Below are 23,005 nucleotides of genomic sequence, written 5' to 3' on the forward strand. Positions count from 1 at the left end.
TCTTAAATTTACGGCTCATCTTCAAATCCTGCAGCCTTCTTCTGATCTCCAAGTTATTTTTAGCGAAACATCAGTCCCTTATTGGGTGACTAGAAATATGCTTTATATATGCTTTATATATGCTTTACATATGCTTTATATATGCTTTATCTCTCTGGAAGTGAACATGACAAAGGATTTCCAGCGAATTTATTCTCGGAAATTACAGCGTTTTAGAGCTAAATTGAACAACTTTTAAAAAATAGGCAGGAGGGGATGAAATATTATTTGTCCAAAATGGTTTTTATGGGAAATAGAAAGGCAGGGATTTTTAAAAATGCGTGGTCTGTTGCATTTTAATACCAGCAATAGATTGAAGGGATTTTCCCATTTTTAAGATAGCTAATATGAATGATACGTAGTTCTACGTGATTTTAAATTATCCCTTATCAAATTTTTTTTATTTACAAATTTATACATAGTTTTACTCAACTATTAAAACATAGTGAAGCGTTTGATAAAATTCCCGAAGTACAATTAACATTTTTTTATACCCCAAAAAGAATAACACCACTAAAGAAGTAATTATATTCATTTAATATACCACAGTTAACACAATATCATTTTTATGGACATAATTGCCCCCAAATAATTCCGTAAAACAGTATGTCGCCACTACTGTATAGATCTGCGCTCAGCGCATATCCTGTCAATTTTATGTAAAACACGAATTGCTGTTGTTGAAAATCTCAACAGCTAGCCTTTGATATCCTAAAAACCAAAGAATGATTTTCACTGCTTTTAAGTTATTAAAAGATCAGCTGGATAACTATATCCAGTCATTCAATCCTATGGGAAATGATCCCGATGGTCACGTGGTACTTGATAACGTGGCTACACTGGAAACACCAGACAGACCGCCTGGTGCAGAGGAAAGGATCATCCTCAGTATGGTGAATATAGAGGAAGAAGCAACACTGAAAAATTCTACGCATTTTTATAAGAATGCACAAGGTGTTTCATATCATAATCCTCCGGTTTATCTAAACTTATATATGCTGGTATCAGCACATTATAAGAATTACGAAGATGCGTTGTCACGGCTCTCTCAGGCTATACAATTCTTCCAGGGGAAAAGTAGTTTCACACTGAAGAATTCTCCCGATGATACACTGCTGAATACCATGCAGAATCTCGATGATATGCAGTTACACCTCGAAATGTTCTCCCTCTCATTCGAACAGCTAAACCATTTGTGGGGCGCACTGGGAGGTAAACAAATGCCGAGTGTTTTGTATAAAGTGCGACTGGTAAAGATCACCGAGAACAGGATCACAGGAATTGGTCCTATCATAGAAAAAATCCAATCAAAAGACAACCTCATTTTATAATGGCATTCCAGATCACGTACACCCGCCTGGCGGTTGTAAATATGTTGCACAACTTTTACCTCGACAAAGAGGGGAGCGCTTACTATAGCCTGTCACAGGATGATCAGCAACTTAGATTGACAGATCTGCTGAGCGATAACAGGTATGACCTGATGAATAATATACTGATAACACCTTTTCCAGCTACAGAGAAAATATTAAAAGGACAAAAGATCGTATATCGTCAAACGGCTACCGGAATTGTTTTAGGCATTGCCTCTTCACCCGGTCCGAAACCAGCTATACCAATAAATGCAGAACTGCGCTTACAGTTCATCATAAAGTTGAAACAGGCTGCGTTAATATCCCGTAGTAATCTGCGAATTAACCCTGTTTTCCCGGCCTGTTATTATTTTACAAATGATAACATTACCACAGGTAAAACATTTCCTTCTCTTTCTGCATCCGTAAAGAATTTTACAGATGGACGCATATATGAAATGGGCGAATGGGCCATAGTGAACGGAAACGTTTCACAGGCTATTACCCGCACCAGCACTGCTGCTACAGGATGGGTAACTACAAATGATGTACATGGTATCAATGAATACGATCGCATCTTATTACCTACTAAATTCTCTTATACATTCGAACAGGCAGGCATCACACAGGCTACTTTTAAATTGATGAAAGGTGCTGTTGAGATTAAAAATGTTTCTTTCAATAATGCAGATGGCTTGCAGAATGTAACGCCCGACTTTACACCTGCGCCTGATGATGTATATACATTGGTGATAACAGGATCCAATAATTACAACCGTCAGTATACTGTATACCTGAACAATCAGTTATATCAGCGCGATGCATGGGGTGTACTGGACCTAGTTATACAGCCTGCAAATCCTGCTTTCCAACTGATAGATGCCGGTGGATTGCTCACTTCACCTGCATTTGAACTCCGCTTTACCAGCAGGGCTACCTACTGGAAATATTACCTGCAAAAAGGAGATCCTCCTGCTGTTGATTTAAACTGGAATGATGTATTGCCGGTGCCTCCGGGAATGAAAAAAGTAATCATCAGCAAAGAGCCTTACACACTAATGCAGGCTTATCGTAAAGTGAACTATGCGACTATCAGTCTCCCAAACCCGGAAGGAGACCTGCTTAGCAGGCAAGGGGATCTTATCTGTTCTGAAATTTTGCTTCCTAAACTGAAATTATAAATTAATCGACTATGGCAAACACATACTATACACCAGGCGTGTATATTGAAGAAATCTCAAAATTCCCGCCCTCAATTACGGCGGTAGAGACAGCAATTCCTGCATTCATAGGCTTCACTGAAACCCATGTTCTGGATGGCAAGGATGTTACCGGAGTACCGGTTCGTATCAGCTCCCTGCTGGAATACGTAAATGTTTTCGGTGGTCCGCAGAAGGAGATAAACCTGATCGTTACTGTCACCACAAACGATTCGACCGGGACCCGCTACACCGTTAGTGCTGATCCGGCCCCTGGTAAAGGATTGTCCAAACACATCATGTATTATTCCCTGCAACAGTTCTTTGCTAATGGTGGTGGCCCATGCTACATCATTTCTACGGGAGGATACCTGGACCTGGGTACACCTATCACAGAACAAGGACCTTTTGATGATGCACTTGCAGAATTGAAAAAACTGGACGAACCTACTCTCATCGTATTCCCTGAAGGCCAGAACCTGCCAAAGGATACCTACGCATCACTCCTTGGAGCGGCTTTGCTACAATGCACTGAACTGAAAGATCGCTTCGTGATCATGGATCTTTTTAATAGTGGTGAGACTCTTAAAACAGAAGCTGCTATCCGCGCTGCTGCAAAAGATTTCAGAGATACTATCAGCGGTGATGCGGAACTCCTGCGCTATGGTGCTGCGTATTTCCCTAATATCAAATCTTCATTTGATTATGTGTATGATGAGGCAACTGTTACAATTGTAGGTATTCCGGATGCTACTACATTTGGCGATCTCAATAACCTGGACAAAGCAAATGTACGACTGGCTATCTCCAATTTCTCTATCATATTACCTCCAAGTGGTGCTATTGCTGGTGTATATGCCCGTGTAGATAACGCCCGTGGTGTATGGAAGGCGCCCGCTAATGAAGGCTTACTTTCTGTTTCCGGTCTTACCTGCGATATCAACGATCAGATCCAGAGTGGATTAAACGTAGACGTGGATGCCGGTAAATCAATAAACGCTATCCGCTTCTTCTCCGGTAAAGGTATCAAAGTTTGGGGTGCCCGCACACTTGATGGTAACTCCAACGAATGGCGCTATGTATCTGTTCGCCGTTATTTCAACATGGTGGAAGAGTCTACTAAAAAGGCTTCTGAAGCATTTGTGTTTGAACCCAATGATGCTAATACATGGGTGAAGGTGAAGGCAATGATTGAAAATTTCCTCATCAATGAATGGCGCTCTGGTGCACTGGCTGGTGCTAAACCAGAACATGCATTCTATGTAAAGATCGGCATTAATGAAACGATGACGGCTTTCGATATCCTTGAAGGAAAAATGATCGTGGAAATCGGACTTGCAGTAGTTCGTCCGGCAGAGTTCATTATCCTCAAGTTCAGCCACAAAATGCAGGAGTCCTAGTAACTATAATTCCCCAAAAATACAACCCATATGAGTGATAATAAATCGCAGCAGCAGCCGCCGCACCATCCTCCAGTTGATACGCCATGCGTTCCCCCAACTCCATCCCAGTTTGATCTGCTGATGAAGGATTACGGGATCATCCTGAAGGACGAATTACAACAAACATCGGCCAACCTGGAAGCTCAGGTGATCACGGCCAGTACTGCTACACAGGTTACCTGTGTGGAACGTAAAGTAAATGAAAAATATGCCCGCTCAGTACGCGAGTATAATTTCCTCAGCAATTGTATTACGGTATATACAGGCCAGGATCTGGATGGTATAAACAATACAATTACGCAACTGCTGGTACCTAAAAGCAGGGACATAAAAACATCTTTCGATGCGGCTATTGCATTGATTAAAACTGCCAAACAGAAAGTTGGACTGGTAAGCACTGCGGCCGTGAAACTAAAAGATGCGGTGGCCGATTCCTGTAATTCGGAAGAACTGAAACTGATCAGAGAAAATCTGAGCAAAGGCGGTTCGAATAAAAAGAGCCTGGAAGAGAGCGTACAGGAATTTGTAAACTATGCAAACAAGATCGTAAATCAGGTGGATGATGTGGCACAGGCTGCGGTTAAAGTTGCCGGGATCAATTCCTTTATCAACATCGATAACCTGGCTATACTTGTAGCGGCAACGAAAACCGATGGTGCTAAATTGATTACCGATGTAGAAGCTAATGTGAAAAGCTCCCAGAAAAAATATGATGATTCCAGGGTACCACTAGGCAATGCGCTGAAAGGACTCAGTTCTGCTGTTACCGATATGAATAAGGCATGGAACCTCAAAAATGCGGTGACCAATATCAGCCAATTCGTGGAAGATAAAGACTGTCAGCACGACTGTAAAAATCTGGACGACATTTCTGATGAAGCAGAACATGCATTTGATAGTGCTAACTGCAACCCGGGACAGAGCGAGGAAGAAGCATAGAAACAGCAGCCTCACATTATTATATATCGTAACAATTAAATCATCATGGCTTCAAATAACGATACCGTTCAACAGTATATTGACCGCCTGCGTAGAGATACCATAGAAGCGGCTCAGTTTCTCACCAGCGTTCAGGCCCAGGAGGCCGATAAAAGAAGCGCGCTGGAAAAAAAGAAACGCTGGTCAGACGTTTTGCAAGACGTACTAGGTACTATCACCGAAACAAACAGACTGGGCCTCATCTATATGGGCACCCTGGAAAGGACCCGCAAACACAATGAAAAAAGTGGTAGAAATGCCCGCCTTTGTATTGATGCTATCAAAATACTTATCTGCGAAGCAAAAAAAGTACTTGACTGCTCCGAAGTGCTCAAAGGATTGATTAAAGTATTATCTGATCGTATAGACGATAAAATACCTTCAAAAGGTACTAACTCCATCCTGGCAAATCTGCTGGCATTAAAAACAGCTACAGATGATGCACTGGTAAGTATTAAAAATGCAATTAACGCACTGCTGGTTACCTTTCACCTGGAAGAAGAACTGCATGGCGGACTGGCAGGGGAAAAAGGACTGCTATATCAGCTGATTGGCATGTATGTGCTGATGACTGATGGTAAGAAACCCGGCCTGGATGAATGCGCTTCCTGCAATCCCAAGAAAACTCCCATCTTCCCGATGGATGATCCGGCTTGCGATTTCTATACCAGGACCAAAGAACAATACGACGAAACCGTTATCCAGTTAAAACAACTACAAAGGGAAGTAGATCTCGCTGCCTGCAAACGCGAATTTGCAAAAGCAAGAAAAGACTCCCTGGATAGTGCTTACGCTGCAGCATTGGCCGCTAAAGCCTGCGATACTGCTAGCAAAAAATAATAACTCAATCATCACTGTACAAAAAATAAAAAAATGGCAAGTTATCCATTACCAAAATTTCACTTCCAGGTAGAATGGGGTGGTAAGAACATCGGCTTTACAGAAGTTACCGGTCTCACGGTTGAAACAGAAGCAATCGAGTACCGCCACGGTGCCAGCCCGGAATATAGTAAAACCAAACAAACAGGTTTGCAGAAGTACAGCAACATCACGCTGAAACGCGGCACTTTCCAGTCGGACAATGAATACTTCGACTGGTGGAAGGAAACTGTATTCTTCCAGGAACAGAACGGTAAATACCGTCGCAATATTACTATCAGCCTGCTGGACGAAACACACAAACCCATCATTGTATGGAAAGTGAAAAACGCATGGCCAATCAAAGTACAGTCTGCCGATCTGAAAGCAGATGCAAATGAAATCGCTATTGAAAGCGTGGAACTGGTACATGAAGGGCTGGTGATCGAAAATAAATAGAAAATAAATAACAATGGCAAACGGTAATTATCCTCCTGTAGGGTTCCATTTTAAAGTAGAGTTCCTGTTCGACAAAAAGGGTACAGCCCAGCAAACGGACAATGATATCCTGTTCCAGTCTGTATCAGGACTCAACTTTCAAATGCAGACAGACACCCTGCGGGAGGGAGGCGAGAACCGCTTTGAGCATGTATTACCACTCCGTAACAAATGTACTGACCTGGTGCTGCGCCGCGGTATTTTCAAACCTTCAGATTCTACCGTTACCAAGTGGTGCCAGGAAGCATTCCAGAATTTCAGTTTCTCACCTATCGATCTCAATGTTAGCCTGCTGAATGAAAAACATCAGCCACTCATGACATGGAAAGTGCATCGCGCATGGCCCAAGAACTGGAAAGTGGCAGACTTCAATGCAGATAAAGGTGAAGTAGTGATCGAAACCTTCGAACTGAATTATAATTATTTCATACTGGAATAAAACAACACACACATGCCCGTAGAGATAAAAGAACTGGTTATTAAAGTAGCTGTAGATGAAGCCGGCGGCAGTGGCAGCAGCGGTGGTAATAGTAATAGTACACAGAAGGATGCTGCGCCTGAAATGATCGTAAGCCTCTGTGTGGAAAAGGTACTTCAAATTTTGAAAGATCAAAGAGAACGCTGATGGCTACCCCCAGGAAACAAGCAAAAAACGTTGAAAAGATTGTGATCCGGCCTTACCTGGATCCGAAACAGAAAAAATCTGCCGGAGCGGATTTTACCATCCCCATCAATCCGGAAGGTTATGCACAGTCTTTCAAAATAGGATTGGATGAAAAGTCTACCGGTGGCAACCAGGGTAGTGCTCCGGAGTATAAGTTTACTGCCCCGGAACAACTGAAGCTGGATTTTACCCTGGACAATACGGGTACTATTGAAGGAAATGTGCTGGACGGTACAGAGGTAAAAGACCAGGTAAAACAACTGCTGGATACCACCTACTACATGAGGAGCGATGCCCATAAACCGGCAATCCTCAAAATTCAGTGGGGACTTTTCACCTTCGATTGCATCCTGGCTACCCTGGATATCAACTATGTGCTTTTTAAGCCCAATGGAGACCCTTTACGGGCAAAAGTGAGTGCTAGCTTTACCCAGTATGTAGAACCCAAAAAACGGGTTGCTACAGAAGATAAACACTCACCGGATCTTTACCGTAGTGTAAGGGTGGCAGATGGAGATACTCTTCCGCTGCTTACCTACAAAAGTTACGGAGATCCTGCCCTTCACGCACAGGTGGCCTGGTTCAATGAACTGGTGAGCGTGAGAGCACTAAAAACAGACCAGGAACTGGTATTCCCTCCGGTGAAACAATCCGGTAACTAATAAAATCCCTGAACATGGCAGATACAGAGAATATAGTCACGGACGAACGCATCATACCTACCCCGAACGAGTTTGATAATACCAATATTGAAATACATATTAATGGCAGCAAGGTAGATAACCCTGCGTATATTCTGCGTACTGTTTCTATTGTAAAGGAAGCAAACATCATCCCGTCTGCCCGTCTCTGTTTCCTGGATGGGGATGCTTCAACTGCAACTTTCAGTGTGAGCGAATCGTCAGATTTTATTCCGGGAAATATCATCGAAATTATAATTGGCCGCGATAGCACACAAAACAAAGTCTTTAAAGGCGTAATTGTAAAACATGCTATCCGCGCTAATGAAAAAGGCGGCGGTCAGTTACATCTGGATTGCCGGGATGAATCTATCTCCCTTACACTGGGAAGGAAAAGTAAATACTTCCGGGATATGAGCGACAGCGATGCTCTAAAGCAGGTGCTGGGCAGTAAATCGGGATCCCTGGCAACTACAGATTTAAAACACAAGGAACTGGTACAGTACGATTGTACAAACTGGGACTTTGCACTGAGCCGGGCAGAAATGAATGGTTGCCTTCTAATAGTGAAAGATGGTAAAGTGGATATGGTAAAACCACGCTTGTCTTCTTCAGTAATTACACTGGTATATGGCGATACCATTGAGGAATTCGATGCTGAAATAGATGCCCGCACCCAATGGCAGTCGGTAAATGCCAGCTCCTGGGACTATAAGGATCAGACGATAAAAACATCTGATGTAAAAAGTGTGTCTTTCACAGAAGCTGGTAACCTCAGTGGAAGTAAGCTTGCCGGAGCAGTTTCACCTGATAATCTGGAATTGCGTCACAGCGGACTGGTAAGTGTGCCTGAATTAAAAGAATGGGCTACTTCTTATATGCTGAAAAGCCGTATGGCCAAAATACGCGGCCGTGCAAAGATCAAAGGCTCTCCGGCTGCAAAACCCGGCGATACCATTGAACTCAAAGGACTTGGTAACCGTTTTAACGGAAACGTATATGTGAGTGGTGTTCGTCACGAATTCGCTGATGGCATCTGGTCCACACATATTCAGTTCGGAATCTCTCCCGAATGGTTCCATCACAAAGAAGATCTGATTGAAACACCCGCTGCCGGGATGATGCCTGCTGTACATGGCTTGCAGATAGGAGTAGTGGTACACCTGGAAAATGATCCCGACGGGGAACACCGCATTCTTGTAAGAATGCCGGTAACAGATAACCAGGATAATGGTACCTGGGCCCGCATCGCATCCCTGGACGCCGGCAATGACAGAGGTTATTTCTTTCGCCCCGAAATAGGTGATGAGGTGATCGTGGGATTTGTTAATGATGATCCGCGTTTCGCTGTAGTGTTAGGCATGCTGCATAGTAGTGCTAAACCTGCACCTGTAGTGGCTAAAGATACTAACCACATCAAAGGACTTGTTACCAGAAGTAAAATGAAAACAATGTTCGATGATGAAAATAAAGTGATGCGGATGGAAACACCTGCCGGTAATTTTATAGAGCTGAGTGAGAAAGACAAGGCTATCACTATCACGGACGAAAATGGGAATAGCATCAAAATGGAAGCTGGTGGTATTACCATGAAAAGTCCGAAAGATATAAAGATAGAAGCTGATGGTGCTATCTCTATCAAAGCCGGAACAGATGTGAAGATTGACGGTACCACTATCGCGGGCAAAGCCACCAACTCAGTGGAATTTAATGGCCAGGCTGGTGCAAAAGTAATTTCTTCTGCTATGCTGGAATTAAAAGGCGGAATAGTAAAAATTAATTAACGATTGATTATGCCACCTGCTGCAAGATTAACAGATATGCACGTTTGCCCGATGTTCACAGGTCCGGTGCCTCATGTAGGCGGCCCCGTTACAGGTCCCGGTGTTCCAACGGTATTGATAGCTGGCATGCCTGCCGCAGTAGTAGGAGATATGCTGGTCTGTACCGGTCCGCCGGATGTGATAGTGAAAGGTTCTGCGACTGTACTGATAGGAGGAAAGCCAGCTGCCCGTATGGGCGATTCGACGGCACACGGAGGCTCAATAGTAGCCGGTGAGCCAACAGTGATGATTGGAGGTTGAATATAATTTACTGATATGCTTGACGCAAAAGATTTTTTAGGCTGTGGCTGGTCTTTCCCGCCCACATTCCGCAAAGACAACGATGGTAGTGACTGTCACGCTGTAATGGTTGTGGGCAGAGAAGATATCGAGCAAAGCCTTCATATACTTTTATCTACCAGCCTGGGAGAACGCGTAATGATCCCGGAGTTTGGCTGTAACCTGGCCGACTTCCAGTTTGAAGCCATCAATAATACACTGATAGGTTTTATTACAGATCTGGTGTCTAATGCAATTCTCTATTACGAAGCAAGAATAAAATTAGACAGCATCTCTGTTACAGAGTCGGATTCCTGGGATGCCATCCAGGGCTTTTTACGCATCAACGTTGAGTACACTATTCGCGCTACCAATTCCAGATACAACTTCGTATACGACTTCTATTTACAGGATGGTAACACGGATATAATAAATGCATCGATAGCTATAAGATAATGAGCGCAACAGATAACATATCGAATAACCTGATCCGCGATGGAATAAGCCAGCTGCAACGCAAAATGGATGCGCTTGGGACTGAAAAGGTCCAGGTAGATGAGCGCAGCACTGAACAGCTCCTGGGATTCTTATATCGCTACGCCAGGTACGTACTGTACTACGACGATACAGACCAGCCTAACGGTAAGGCAGATATGATGCTGGCATCGAATGGCGACTGGCAGGATTTTTTTCGCAACAATCCTCCTTTCCAGTACGCGGCTATCCAACAAATGGATACCGCTGCATTTGATGCCGCATATACCGCAGCACGTACGTCCCTCACGCATCAGCAACCCGCCGATCAGTTCTGGTCCATATTTTTCCGGATACTGGATATGGTGATGCAGCTGAATAGCTGGGTTACACAACTGGACAATACTACCGGCCTGAGCGTAGTGCTCACAGCATTGGTACAGTCAGATTTCAGCAAAGCATTGTATCGCCTCATTGCCATTGCCAATACAATGGTAGATGCAGATAATCCACTGCCGGATGAGGCTGTGAACAGCATTGCTATCCTCAGAAGCAACCCGGGATGGGCTCTTACAATGGATAAACTCATTGCTAAGGATGCTTACCTGGTACGACTGAACGATTATCCCCGCCGTAAACGGGACAAAATGTTAACCCAGCTGGACGACCTGTTTAATATCTTCTATAAAGGCATTCAACAGGTGCAGGATTTTGCTCTCCAGGATTTTGAGGTAGTATTAAAAGGAGAACAAAAACATCAGCCACATGTGGGATTGCTCTACGCATTCCTTCAGTTGTTCGGACAGGTTAAAACCCAGATGAATACAATCAGCCGCCAGCATCTTAATTTCTTCTACGAACAGGTGCTGCAGCTGAAAAAGAAACCACTTACGCCAGATCATGTACATGTGGTAGCAGAACTGGCCAAACAATTACCCGATTACCTGCTGAAAAAAGATACTGCACTGAAAGCCGGAAAAGATGCTACAGGTAAAGATGTGGTTTTTGATACAGAAGAGGATGTTGTGTTAAACAAAGCAAAGGTGAGTGAGTTACGCACCCTCTTCAAAGATGGAACCGCGAATCTGTATGCTGCACCAGTGGCTGCCAGTGCCGATGGACTGGGTGAGGGATTCCGTAACCCGGCATTTAACAGCTGGCCATTATTAGGAACAGCTTCTTACGTAAGTAAAAATAATACACAGTCGGCCGCTACACATTTTCCTTTTGCTGCCACAGGATTACTTTTGTCATCACCTGTATTACTACTGAGAGAAGGCACAAGGAATGTTACGGTAACGATACAACTAAATGGCCTGGGAGATAAAGGCCCGCAACTGGCCGCATTATTAACCAAACCCTTTTATTTGCTGAATGCAGAGGTGCTGACAGCATTCGAAAAAAGCGGTATTGATAAAGTTATTGTTGCCGCTATCAGGACTAAACTAAGTGGTGCGGAAAAATGGCTGGATGATTCAGACTTTGTAACATATACTGATATCAGCACACAAGTGGATCTTGCAAAAGGCATTGCTTTAAGAAGATTACTTCAGGTAGATTGTACCACAGAAGGTGGCTGGTATGCAGCTCCTAAGTTAGCAATCGCACTGAATAGCAATAATCTGGATCTTACTTTTGAACTGGCTGCAGATGCACCCGCACTGGTGGCAGCTGCACCCGATGTGCTCAAAGCTACATATCCCGTAAAGGACCCGCTGTTACGCGTATTGTTCAATCACAGTTTACATTATTCTCTTGCAGAAAAAGAAGTGGCCTGGTATGATACCTTAAGTAATCTTGTAATTGTAAATGCAACTATAAAGGTGGATGTGAAAAACGTGCGTAAGCTGTTGCTGGGGAATGATGAAGGGCCGCTTGATCCGAATAATAAATTCCTGCCATTTACAGGAGTACCTAAGGTAGGCAGTAACTTTTATATAGGCAGTGATGAAGTATTCAGAAAGAAATTGGCTCATTTAGAATTAAAAGCTGAGTGGGAAGGACTGCCGGATAAATTTGATGATATTTACTCCGCCTACAATGCAGGAGTTAATAATGCCTACTTTACAGCCAGTATGGAGCGGTTGAATAACGGCGTGTGGGATGATATTCCTGGTACAGAAAAAAGACGGTTATTTGATGATGATAGCTCATTAAACCTGGCGTCTGTGAAAGAAATCGACGTGCCAGATACAGGCAGTATTCCTTTACTAACCCAGTCCGCCCCGTTAATCGCTTATAACAATGCTTCCCTGTATGGTTTTGTAAGAATAAAGCTGGATAAGAGTTTTCTGCATGATAGATATCCTTCCGTACTGGCCTCACAGTTGATTAAGATCAGCAATCTGAAGCTGAGTGATTTACAGGTGAAAGCAAATAAGGTTGCAGTGGATGCAACTGCTACGAAAGGAAAGACCGGTGAAACGTCGGCTATGGCAGATGCTTTTTCAACTAATGCACCTGATGATCCGGACGCAGCATTCGATGAGCTTTCGGTTGTTGCATCTAATGCTAATTCAAGTGCAGCTGCAACCCTTACAGATGCGAATGACATAAATGCATATGTAAATGGCAGTGCCGGCAATGTGATCGGCGTTCCATTACCTCCCTATACACCTACTATCAAAACATTATCCCTGGAATATAAGGCGGAGGCGACCGGTGCAGAGATTACGCTATTACATAAATATCCTTTTGAAGAAGGAAACTATAAGTCATTATCCTCAGCAACTACTTTTATGCCGGTAGTTAATGAAGAGGGTACATTATATATCGGATTAGAACAGGCAGTGCCCGGTACTAACATCACATTGTTATTCCAGTTGTCTGAATTCACAGCAGATCCCGATATGCGCAGGGCTGGCATTCAATGGCATTACCTGGTAGGCAACGAATGGAAAACGCTGGAGAAAAATACACAGGTGCTTAGTGATACCACCAATGAAATGCTGGTATCCGGAATTGTCACCATTGCATTACCCTGGGATGCAGATACAACACATACAATGCTTCCGGCAGGCTTTCACTGGCTGCGGGTAAGTACTGAAAAATATTCAGCTGCAGTATGTGAAGCAGTGGCAGTCCTTGCACAGGCTTCACGCGCAGTTTTCCTTAATCAGGATAATGATCCGGCCCGTGTAGGCGTTGCGTTGCCTGGTCAGACTATCAGTAGTCTGGTTGTACCGGATGCTATGATCAACAAATTATCACAGCCTTTCCCTTCTTTCGGAGGAAGAAAAGAAGAAACAGAAGGGGAGTTCCATACAAGGATCAGCGAGCGTTTGCGTCATAAGGGAAGAGCCATTAATGTATTCGATTATGAACGTATTGTATTGGATGCATTTCCGGAAATTTTCAAGATCAAATGTATCCCGCATAGTAAAATGTGCCGCAGTGAAACCGGTGAGATCACACAACTGGGATCTCCGGGATGGGTAACGCTGGCAGTGATTCCAAGAATAGATGATTATCCTTCAGACGAAAGGTTTAATCCCAAAGTAAGCAGGATCACACTGGAAAATGTAAGTCTTTACCTCGACTCACGCACCACAGTATTTGCCAATGTGCAGGTGATAAATCCGGTTTATCAGCCCATCAGTTTTAAAGGAAATATCCGCCTGAAGGATGGGAAAGATGAGAACTATTATCTTAAAAAACTGGTGAAAGAAGTGCAGGCATATTTATCACCCTGGATCAATACCGGCTCACAGGATATTGTGTTCGGCGGTACACTGATGATGTCTTCCGTATTGCAGTTCATAGAACAGCGCGACTACGTGGATTATGTAACAGACTTCATTATGTATGTAACCAGGAATGGTGTTGATGGCCCACCAGTAAAGGCAGTAACAGCAGATACGCCGTGGTCTGTGCTAACAGCCGGAGAACAATTGTACACTATCATTAACAATACTTCCTGTTCAGGTGCCGGTCAGCAACCTGTATTCAGGATCAAATAATCATTCTTAAAAAATTTAAAAGATATACCCATGTCTATTACAACCAGAGCAGCCCTGAAAGCACAGTTTAAAACAGGCGCCATACCAACCTCGCAGGATTTCTTCAATCTGATAGATTCTACTTTGGTAAGAAGGGATGATGCTTTTTTCGGCAAGTGGGCTGCTGGTCTCTGTTATTTTGAAGGCGATGTAGTGATCTATAACAATGCACTTTATACCTGTACACCTGCTGGCGATAAGCCCTGCGGATGTGAAGGACAAACGCCTTCCACTACCGGAACTACAGACCCGTCAAATGGGCATTGCTCAGTAGATAACCCCGAAATAGATTGTGCCAACTGGAAAATGCTGGACATCGATGCTTCGGATGAAGACTGGGAAATTATCAAGAACTCTGATAAGGTGCCAATCATCATGTATGCGAAAGTATTCGGCAAGATTGGTATGGGTACACAAGACCCTCAGGCACGTGTACACATTCACGTAGAAGAACTGAACAGCGATTTTCTTTTTAGTCCGGATCCTGCCACCACACCGGAGTTTGTGATTAAACAAACAGGTGAGGACTGCCATTTCTACTCTCAGAGTATCGGTGATGATAAGGTGAATTATGTAACAGATACAGAAGGCTTCCTTTTCAATAATATTTGCGCTCCCGAACCTCCGCAGGATGGTGAGGAGCCGACAGGCAAAACAGCTGTTGCCGCAAAACCGGTATATATCACCACACCGGAAGCCGGAGCTGCAATAGGTATTGGTACTGTACATCCGGAGGCAGCCGTAGATATCCAGAACCAGCCATCTGCAAGGGTTCTGCTGAATCCTTTATCTACCACTACGCCACAGGCTGTACTTATCTATAAAGGAGAATATGCTCAGCAGAACTACCTGACCACTGAATTGAATGCTGCGACTGCCAGCATTACCACCAATGCGCCGGAAGGTTTTTATATCCGCAAAGGACTGGAAGAAGGCAAGAACTATCTGAAAAATATTGCCACCCCCGGTTGTCAAACGCTGGTGGCAGTAAAACAGGATGGCCACGTGGGCATTGGTACGGAAACGCCGGCTGCTAATGTGGAAATCACGAAAGAAGGTGGCGCTGGTGCTTTCCTGTTATCTCTTGATAATACAAATCCCGCATTCAGCATTATCAATAACCGCCCTAATAATGTGAAACGTAATTACATGTTACTGGGTGCGGATAACGACTGGGGAGCGTTCATCACAGATGCTTCCAAAGGTTTCGTATTCAAAAAAGGTACAGAATATGGTAACGGAAATGAAGTGGAAATAAACCAGGGTGATGATGTATTTACCATCTCTTCCCAGGGGAAAACAATCATAGGAGGTTTAACACCAGAGGATTTTGAATTGAATGTAAAAGGTAAAACCCGGAGTTTCGGATTATACCTTGATACTGATGTGAGAAAGGTGAGTAACCCCACCAAATTAGGCAACGTATTAGCGAATGTAAATAAACTGAATCCGGTTTCTTTCACATTCAACAATAGAGCCAATTGCCCTGCAAATGAAAAACAGGTAGGCTTCCTGCCTCACCAGGTAGAAGAGTTCTTCCCCGAACTGGTGAACACTGATGGTGATGGTACACAAACGCTGGCCTATGCCAATATGGTAGCCGTACTCACAAGGGCTATCCAGGAACAGCAGGAACAGATTAACGCGCTGCTGAAACGTGTGGAAGCGCTGGAAGGAAAATAAGCAGATAAAATCATTGAAATGCCTGAACTGAAATTTATAACAACAGATAAGAACAGCGGCTTTCCGGAATACCTGGATTTCGCCACGCTGCGCAAATTAGGCATTCAGCATCTGGCGGAGTTTTCAGGCAAGATCTGGACAGATCACAATCTGCATGATCCGGGAATCACCATGCTGGAAGCTTTGTGCTACGTACTGACTGATTTAGACTATCGTACCAAACTGGATTTTAAAGATCTTATAGCGGTGCCTGCGGGAGCAAGTGAAGACAACTTCTATACTGCTGCACAGATCCTTGGCAATAATCCTCTCACTATTACGGACATCCGCAGGATGCTCATTGATATCAAAGGAGTACGCAATGCCTGGGTGGAACTGCCTGCAGACGATGAATATTCACTCTCTTTCAACTGCGATACCGGTGAGTTGCTCAATGTGCCAGCCACGGAAGGTTTAACACCCATACCGCTGAAAGGATTGTACAGGATATTGATAGAACCTGATGATGTGTATGCAGCTGCTTACGAACAGGATGCCTGCGGAAATAGTGTATTCCCATTGGATACTGTGCTCACTGCTATAGATCAACGCCTGCACGGACACCGTAATCTCTGCGAAGACTTTGCAGAAGTACTGGTGATGGAAAAAGAGCCCATCAGCTTTTGTATCCATATTGAACTGGCCGCAAACTTTGATCCGAATGATGTACTGGTAAATGTATACAGCAGTATCCAGGATTTCTTTTCTCCTGCGCCCGTTTTTTATACCCTTCAGCAATTGCTGGATAAGGGGCGCAGCATGGAAGAAATATTTGAAGGCCGTGCGTACGACTTCATTAATAACGAACCATTACAGCAGAATGGATTTATAGATGCAAAGGAACTCGAAAGTCTGGAAAGACTCACAGAGATACATGCGTCCGACCTTTACCGTATTATCATGGGGATTCCGGGTGTTGCCGGTATCACCCGCCTGCAAATGACCAGCTTTGATGAAGATGGTTACGAACTAATAGATAAAGACGGAAAACCGATTGTGGTTGAAGGAGCTGAATGGTGCCTCAAACTGAAAAAAGATCATCGTCCGGTGTTATCTCCGGAAACTTCGAACGTGATCTTTTTCCGCAATAAAATTTCATTTACTGCGAATAAAGAACTGGTACAGCAACGATTTATAAAGAGCATTTCTGATTATAATAAATTCAACAAGAAACCGGCCGAACTGGATACCATTATCCCTAAAGGACGGCAGCTGGATCTTGCTCAGTATACTTCCGTACAATACGAATTTCCGAAGGTATACATGGTGGGTAAGAATGAAGTACCTCATGATGAAACTGCTGCAAGAAAAGCACAGTCATTACAGTTGCAGGGCTATTTATTGTTTTACGACCGCCTGCTGGCAGATTACTTTGCACAACTGGCCAATATCAGACAATTATTTTCTTTAGGCCAGGATGAAGGACAGCACACTTATTTCATGGCCGATATCAGCGGTATTCCTCAACTGCCTTCTCTGCTCAGGTATGAAAAGAAATTGCAGGGTACGTTTTATAATGGTATGCAGCTGGCATATGAACCAGATGAGGATGGCGTGACGCGGAAGGAATACAGTACCATGTATCTGCGTGATGAAATGATTCGCCGTATTATCAGTGAAAGTAGTAATAACAGCATCAACAGGGAAGTAGTACAGGTGGAAAACGATACCAGCTGGTATATTCTGTTAACAGATACTGCAGGCAACGTGTTACTGAGAGGTACGGTGTTTTTCAGTACAGAAACAGAAGCCGAACAGGCTGCCCGTGATATCGCTTTCCTTGTTACCTTACCGGATAGTTATAGCCGGATTAACAACCGGCTGGAAGAGAAGTTCAGCTTTGACCTGGTATATAACGATGCCGGTAGTACGGAAATGCTGACTGTTCTGTATGAAACTTCCGCTCAATACGAGGAAAGAAAAGAACGATTCCAGAATCACCTGCTGGCAAGGTTCTCTGAAGATTTTACAGATTATGCCCTGATGATGTACAATATCAGTGGTAAAAAGAATGACCCTGAAAGCAGCATCCAGGATAAAGGAGCCTTTTTAACGGCTTATCCTGAAACCAGTGCTAACCGTGCGAGAGCGTTCGATTACAAACATCCTTCTGAAGGTTTTCCCGTATATGGATTGCAGAAAAGAATAGGTGGATTGATGGGTATCCGGCGTTCTCCTTCAGTATCACTGAATAATTTCGACCTGGTAACTGCCATCAAGCAAACAGGGTTCGTGGTGAAATTACCTCATCAGAATACACCATTGTTTATCAGTGACAGTCTGCATAAAAGTGAAGATATTACAACCGTATTCAAGGAATTTTTAACACTGGGCCAGAATAAAAATAATTACAAATCCTACGGATGCCCCGGCGAAGGAGTGTTTGGATTCTATATCCAGTCGCCATTATATGCAGAAGAATGGATAGCGGCCAGGTTCAGCGTAGAGTATACTACCGCCGCAGAAAGAGATGAGGTGGTGAACTGGATGGTGCAGTTTTTTAAAGATGATGGTCAGTACAAAGTATATCCGCAAACACAGGAAGGATATTATTTTCAGCTGCCGGACGACTATGGTAAAATCCTGCTGAAAGCCAAACAGGGCTATGCTACGGAAGAAGAAGCCCTGGCGGAAGGATATAACCTGCTGGAGATATTACAGGACGACAATAACTGGGATGTAATACCCGATATTTCTAATTTCAGAATTGTTATATTCCATAATAAAGTACAGGTAGCATATCATCCGCTCACCTTCGGTACAGAAGAAAGTGCCCTGATTAAAATGGAGGACCTCCAGAAATACTTTCACCGGCACAACCTCGTATATCAGAAAGAAACAACGGAATTATACAACTGGCAAATGACCGATGCCGGTAAGCCAGCCTGGGAAGGGATGTTCCCTTTCAAAAGTATGGCCCAGCTGCCGGTAGCATTTACCCAGTTCGTAGAACTGGCAGCTAAGCCAGAAAATTACAGGATCACAGATTTGCATAATCTGCAGGTGATCCGTACAGAAACAGGTGACGACGCGATAGAAACAATAATGGCCACACATCTGTGGAATTATGCTACCGAAGAGGATGCCCAAAAGGGAATCAATCATTACGTAGCCCTGTTCAGCAGTTTATGGCTTACCGTTTCAGGCACAGTAAAAGAAGTATCTGCATCAGTATATTACTTTAAGGATTCAGAAGCTACAGGAACTATATTACTGACTTCCATACCTGTTCCGGACGGCCCCGGAGTGGCGCCTTTTACCCGCCACATCGAACGTTTGGCAGCAGAACCGCAACATCTGACAGTGGTACCGGCTTCGGGTTGCAGATATAACGTGCAACTTCACGATGAATATGGACAGCTAATGGCTGAGAGCCAGGAAACAAATGATTATGCTTCAGCTGTTAACCTCATGCAGAAGATTCTGTCAAAAGCAGGGAACGATGCATTGTGGGTAGAAAAAGGAACCTCAGTAGATGCATACGGTTTCCTTTGGGAAGACGATCTGTTGCAAAGTTTTGCAGTATGGGAATCCCAGCAGGTAGCTGCTACTGCTTTCCTTAGCTGGGTGCTGGATGGTCAGCCCGATATCGTACCCGAATACCAGTCAGGTAACGGATATGGATATACAATATTCACAAAAAATAAAGTGCCCCTGGCCAAACAGGTAAAATGGTACGCTACTGCCGATCAGCGGGATGACGCTATTCTACAGATCATGCAACAGTTGTCCGCTTTGCTGGGCAACACAGGATTGCAGCCTGTTACCCTATATCATTACTATTTTAAGATCAGGGAAGACAATGGATTCCTCTTATTACAGGAACCTCAGTTTTACCCGGGTTATAACGAAGTACGCACTGCATTTTATAATACCGTAAAGTTTGGCAAACATCGGGAATATTATCAGCTCACTACCCGCGAAAACTGTACCTATGGTTTCAATGTGATTGATCCGGCGCAGGTGGTACTGGCAGTACATCCGCAGGAATATACTTCCATTGCGGCAAGAGATGCAGCTGTGGAACGCACCATCCGATTTTTGCAGGAACGCGGTCAGGCCGTGACAGATGTTAAATTGGTAGGTGCCTGGCAATATAACTGGCAGTGGTTATCCTGCTGTTGCTGGTATCCGGAAGTTGCCCTGGAAGGATTGGATGAGAAACCGGAAAAGCAGGAGGCGATAGATGCATTGCAGTATATACTGAATCTTGCACTCACAGTATCCAACTATAAAAGTATACAGGAAGAAAACGGTTGGCGTGTTTACCTGTTCGATGGTGAAAACCGGATAGCCGTACATCCACGCTGGTATGATTGTGAACGTGCCGCAGAAGATGCGCGGGACAGGCTGATTGACTGGGCATCATTTAAATTAAGTGACCTGGATAAAGCGGACTACTCTTATGAGCAGGATGTTCGCACTGATTTATATAAACAGGGTGATTTGAAAGCCGTAATCGGCTATCGCCTCTGGGATAGGGAATTCCGCATTGCCCGTTATGGTGTGCAGTTTGATACGGAAGAGAAGAGAACCGCTGTGCTGGAACAATTATTACAACGTTATCATCGTAAGCTACCCTCTTATACCACATTGGAAAAAGGAAATTCTGCCGTCGTATTCCAGAATGGTCAGTATTATTTTCAGCTGCGCCGCAATGATCTCTTGCTTTGGCAAAGTATTACAGGGTACGGAGATGCAACGGCAGCAGCAACAGCGTTCCGTGATAACTGCTGGAATATCCTGCAACGTTCTCTTAACAAAGCAAACTATAGTTTTAGCGATGCGGGACTTTTCCTGAACGATGTAAAAGGTCAGCCAATAGCGGTATATACCGGCACCACTGAAAGTCATGATGCGGCTATTCAGATCCGGCAGTTGTTTGCCCTGAAGCATGGCGTTTACCTTACCAGCGATAACACTTTTGCATTCCATATTTATAATGCAATAACACGAATGTACGATTGGGAAAGTACGCATACCTATACTAACCCGGACGATGCAGCAGCAGCTTTGCTGGAATTTGTACAGCTGTTATCATTCAGAGGAAACTATAGTCTGGATAATGAAACTGTAGGATGTTACTATTCCATCAACATAGGGAAAGTATTACTGGATATCCAGCGGGTAACAGAGAAATGTGAAGGAGATACAGACCAGGTAAGTGCAAATGATGCCTGGGATAGATTGCAGGTATTCCTGGATAAACGGGAGCCTAACAATGATAACTTCTTCCCTTATACCAATTATGCTGCTGGTTGCCGTTATGCTTTCCATATGGTGGATAGCAGTGTATATCGCGTAGCACAGCACACTGGCTGGTATCAGGGAATGGAGAAACGGGAGGAAGTGAGAATGCAGTTGTTGGCCGACATTTTCTGTAAGGAAAAATTATATGGCTGGTTTGTAAATCCGGACGCAAAACATAACGAAGATCGCCACATTCTGGATTGTTATTTTCCGCATCCTGAAAATGTGAAATTTGAATCACTGTGGATGAGTTATGATCAGATCCCATCATTAAATCCATCCAACGTTGATAAATTATGGATGCCTGCGGAAGAATTATTAACGGGCGTAACATCTCCATTACATTATTATCAGTTGACCGATACTGGAGGTAAAGTGATCTGGAGTACAATCACCCGTTATGCCACAGCGGCACTGGCAGAAGCAGCAGAGCAATATTTTTATGTATTCCTGCTGGAAATGGCCCGCTCAGCATCCTCTTATTATTATGAACCAATGCCCGGTTGTGAAAATGCTTTCACTCTTTTCCTGAAAGACATGGATGGGAAAGTAATTGCAGTAGCTCCTGATGTGATCTGTAAAGCAGACATTGAGCAGGACCGCGCTACCCGCATGTTCAATGCAATGATGTTCCCCATTATGGAAAGTGGCAGCGGTTACAGATTTGAGATCAATGATGTATTACAGTCGGACGACCTCGAATATGATTACACCACTATCTGGGAATCTGAACAGATCTATAATACTCCGGACGAAGCAAGAACCGGATTGAATAAAGCATGTGACCTGCTGTTGTTATTACAGAACTATCGGCGTGGTGATGAAAATTCCTGCGGACCATATGGTATTGCACTTGTTAATCCCGATGGTATCCTGGCAAGCCATCCGCTCACATATACCAGTATGTCAGCCCGTAATACAGCCATAGAAGAAGTACAGGCAGCCATCAGTTCAGAAGGTTTTCATATGCTGGAACATATTCTGTTACGTCCGCGTTCACAGCCTCAGACATATGAGAATTTACAACTTACGTTGAACTGGAATTCATCAACAGTCAAGGTAAAGAGTGAAATGGTATTCCCGGATGGAGCAGCTTTCCTGGAAACGCTGAAGAAAGCCACCGGCACATACGAAGATAAGTCTGGTATTTCCTGGTGGAAAGGAGATGAAAAGATAGCATTCGCGGTACCGGATAAACCAGAAGGTTTTCTGAATGCTGTTCCGGAATTGTTGTCAGCAGCATCAACAGAAGATATCACAACAGAAACAATATCGCTCGGTTGTGATGATGCCGATACCATATTGCCGGTATGCAATGATGTATGTGTATGCGATTGTGATCAGGGCGAAATAGATGAAGAGAACAAGATTTATTGCGACACTACCTATCTGGCAGATCCGTATTCTTTCTGGGCCACCGTAGTATTGCCCGCATGGCCTGAGCGTTTCCGTCTAGCACGTTTCCGGCAATTCTTTGAAGATACGCTACGGCGTGAAGCACCTGCCCATATCAGGCTCAATATTCTCTGGATCAGCCCACAGCAGATGCTGCAATTCGAAGATGCCTGGAGGTTATGGCTGGCAGCAGTTGCACGGGAAGATAGTTGTGACTATAATACCAGTCTCACAGGATTAAACGATGTATTAAAATCTCTTAAAAATGTATTCCCGGCAGCATATCTGTATGACGATGAAGGAGGAGATAATAAGCCGCTGATTATACTTGATGAGGCCATGCTTGGATAATAT

At 43.9% G+C, this 23,005-nt stretch carries 15 protein-coding genes; all 15 read left to right on the forward strand.

Annotated features, from left to right (window positions below):
- Positions 1 to 764 precede the first annotated feature (764 nt).
- From BM176_RS12385 to BM176_RS12450, 15 genes are read left to right on the forward strand one after another with little or no spacing between them, the layout of a single operon-like run.
- The gene (locus tag BM176_RS12385) at positions 765 to 1,370 is read left to right on the forward strand and encodes a Pvc16 family protein (RefSeq protein WP_090103405.1); all 606 of its coding nucleotides are present in this window, start codon (positions 765 to 767) and stop codon (positions 1,368 to 1,370) included.
- Positions 1,370 to 2,572: a hypothetical protein gene (locus BM176_RS12390; protein WP_090103406.1), complete on the forward strand. Its 1,203-nt coding sequence runs from the start codon at positions 1,370 to 1,372 to the stop codon at positions 2,570 to 2,572. Before BM176_RS12385 ends, BM176_RS12390 begins: the two co-directional genes overlap by 1 nt.
- 11 nt (positions 2,573 to 2,583) lie before the next feature.
- Positions 2,584 to 3,990 (forward strand): phage tail sheath family protein, encoded by a 1,407-nt coding sequence (locus BM176_RS12395; protein WP_090103408.1) that lies wholly within the window; start codon positions 2,584 to 2,586, stop codon positions 3,988 to 3,990.
- A gap of 30 nt (positions 3,991 to 4,020) precedes the next feature.
- Positions 4,021 to 4,971, forward strand: a complete 951-nt coding sequence (locus BM176_RS12400) for a hypothetical protein (protein ID WP_090103410.1) — start codon at positions 4,021 to 4,023, stop codon at positions 4,969 to 4,971.
- A gap of 45 nt (positions 4,972 to 5,016) precedes the next feature.
- Entirely contained in the window at positions 5,017 to 5,850 is an 834-nt protein-coding gene (locus BM176_RS12405; RefSeq protein WP_090103412.1) for a hypothetical protein, read from the forward strand.
- Between the two features lie 33 nt (positions 5,851 to 5,883).
- Positions 5,884 to 6,327, forward strand: a complete 444-nt coding sequence (locus tag BM176_RS12410; protein ID WP_090103414.1) for a phage tail protein — start codon at positions 5,884 to 5,886, stop codon at positions 6,325 to 6,327.
- A 13-nt stretch (positions 6,328 to 6,340) separates the two neighbouring features.
- Positions 6,341 to 6,805: a phage tail protein gene (locus tag BM176_RS12415; protein ID WP_090103416.1), complete on the forward strand. Its 465-nt coding sequence runs from the start codon at positions 6,341 to 6,343 to the stop codon at positions 6,803 to 6,805.
- Between the two features lie 12 nt (positions 6,806 to 6,817).
- Positions 6,818 to 6,991 carry a DUF5908 family protein gene (locus BM176_RS32450; RefSeq protein WP_177230388.1) on the forward strand — a complete coding sequence of 58 codons (174 nt, stop codon included), beginning with the start codon at positions 6,818 to 6,820 and terminating at the stop codon, positions 6,989 to 6,991.
- The gene (locus BM176_RS12420; RefSeq protein WP_090103418.1) at positions 6,991 to 7,692 is read left to right on the forward strand and encodes a CIS tube protein; all 702 of its coding nucleotides are present in this window, start codon (positions 6,991 to 6,993) and stop codon (positions 7,690 to 7,692) included. Before BM176_RS32450 ends, BM176_RS12420 begins: the two co-directional genes overlap by 1 nt.
- Before the next feature lie 14 nt (positions 7,693 to 7,706).
- Positions 7,707 to 9,494 carry a type VI secretion system tip protein VgrG gene (vgrG, locus tag BM176_RS12425; RefSeq protein WP_090103420.1) on the forward strand — a complete coding sequence of 596 codons (1,788 nt, stop codon included), beginning with the start codon at positions 7,707 to 7,709 and terminating at the stop codon, positions 9,492 to 9,494.
- A gap of 9 nt (positions 9,495 to 9,503) precedes the next feature.
- Positions 9,504 to 9,794 carry a PAAR domain-containing protein gene (locus BM176_RS12430; RefSeq protein ID WP_090103422.1) on the forward strand — a complete coding sequence of 97 codons (291 nt, stop codon included), beginning with the start codon at positions 9,504 to 9,506 and terminating at the stop codon, positions 9,792 to 9,794.
- 15 nt (positions 9,795 to 9,809) lie between these two features.
- On the forward strand, positions 9,810 to 10,268 hold the full coding sequence (locus BM176_RS12435) for a GPW/gp25 family protein (protein ID WP_090103424.1): 459 nt from the start codon (positions 9,810 to 9,812) through the stop codon (positions 10,266 to 10,268).
- Positions 10,268 to 14,245, forward strand: a complete 3,978-nt coding sequence (locus BM176_RS12440) for a baseplate J/gp47 family protein (RefSeq protein WP_090103426.1) — start codon at positions 10,268 to 10,270, stop codon at positions 14,243 to 14,245. Before BM176_RS12435 ends, BM176_RS12440 begins: the two co-directional genes overlap by 1 nt.
- A 30-nt stretch (positions 14,246 to 14,275) precedes the next feature.
- Entirely contained in the window at positions 14,276 to 15,967 is a 1,692-nt protein-coding gene (locus BM176_RS12445; protein WP_090103428.1) for a tail fiber domain-containing protein, read from the forward strand.
- Positions 15,968 to 15,985: 18 nt separating this feature from the next.
- Positions 15,986 to 23,002 (forward strand): hypothetical protein, encoded by a 7,017-nt coding sequence (locus tag BM176_RS12450; protein ID WP_090103430.1) that lies wholly within the window; start codon positions 15,986 to 15,988, stop codon positions 23,000 to 23,002.
- Positions 23,003 to 23,005: the final 3 nt, after the last annotated feature.

Origin of the sequence: Chitinophaga sp. CF118, from assembly GCF_900112615.1 — a bacterium.
In the GTDB taxonomy this organism is placed as follows: domain Bacteria; phylum Bacteroidota; class Bacteroidia; order Chitinophagales; family Chitinophagaceae; genus Chitinophaga.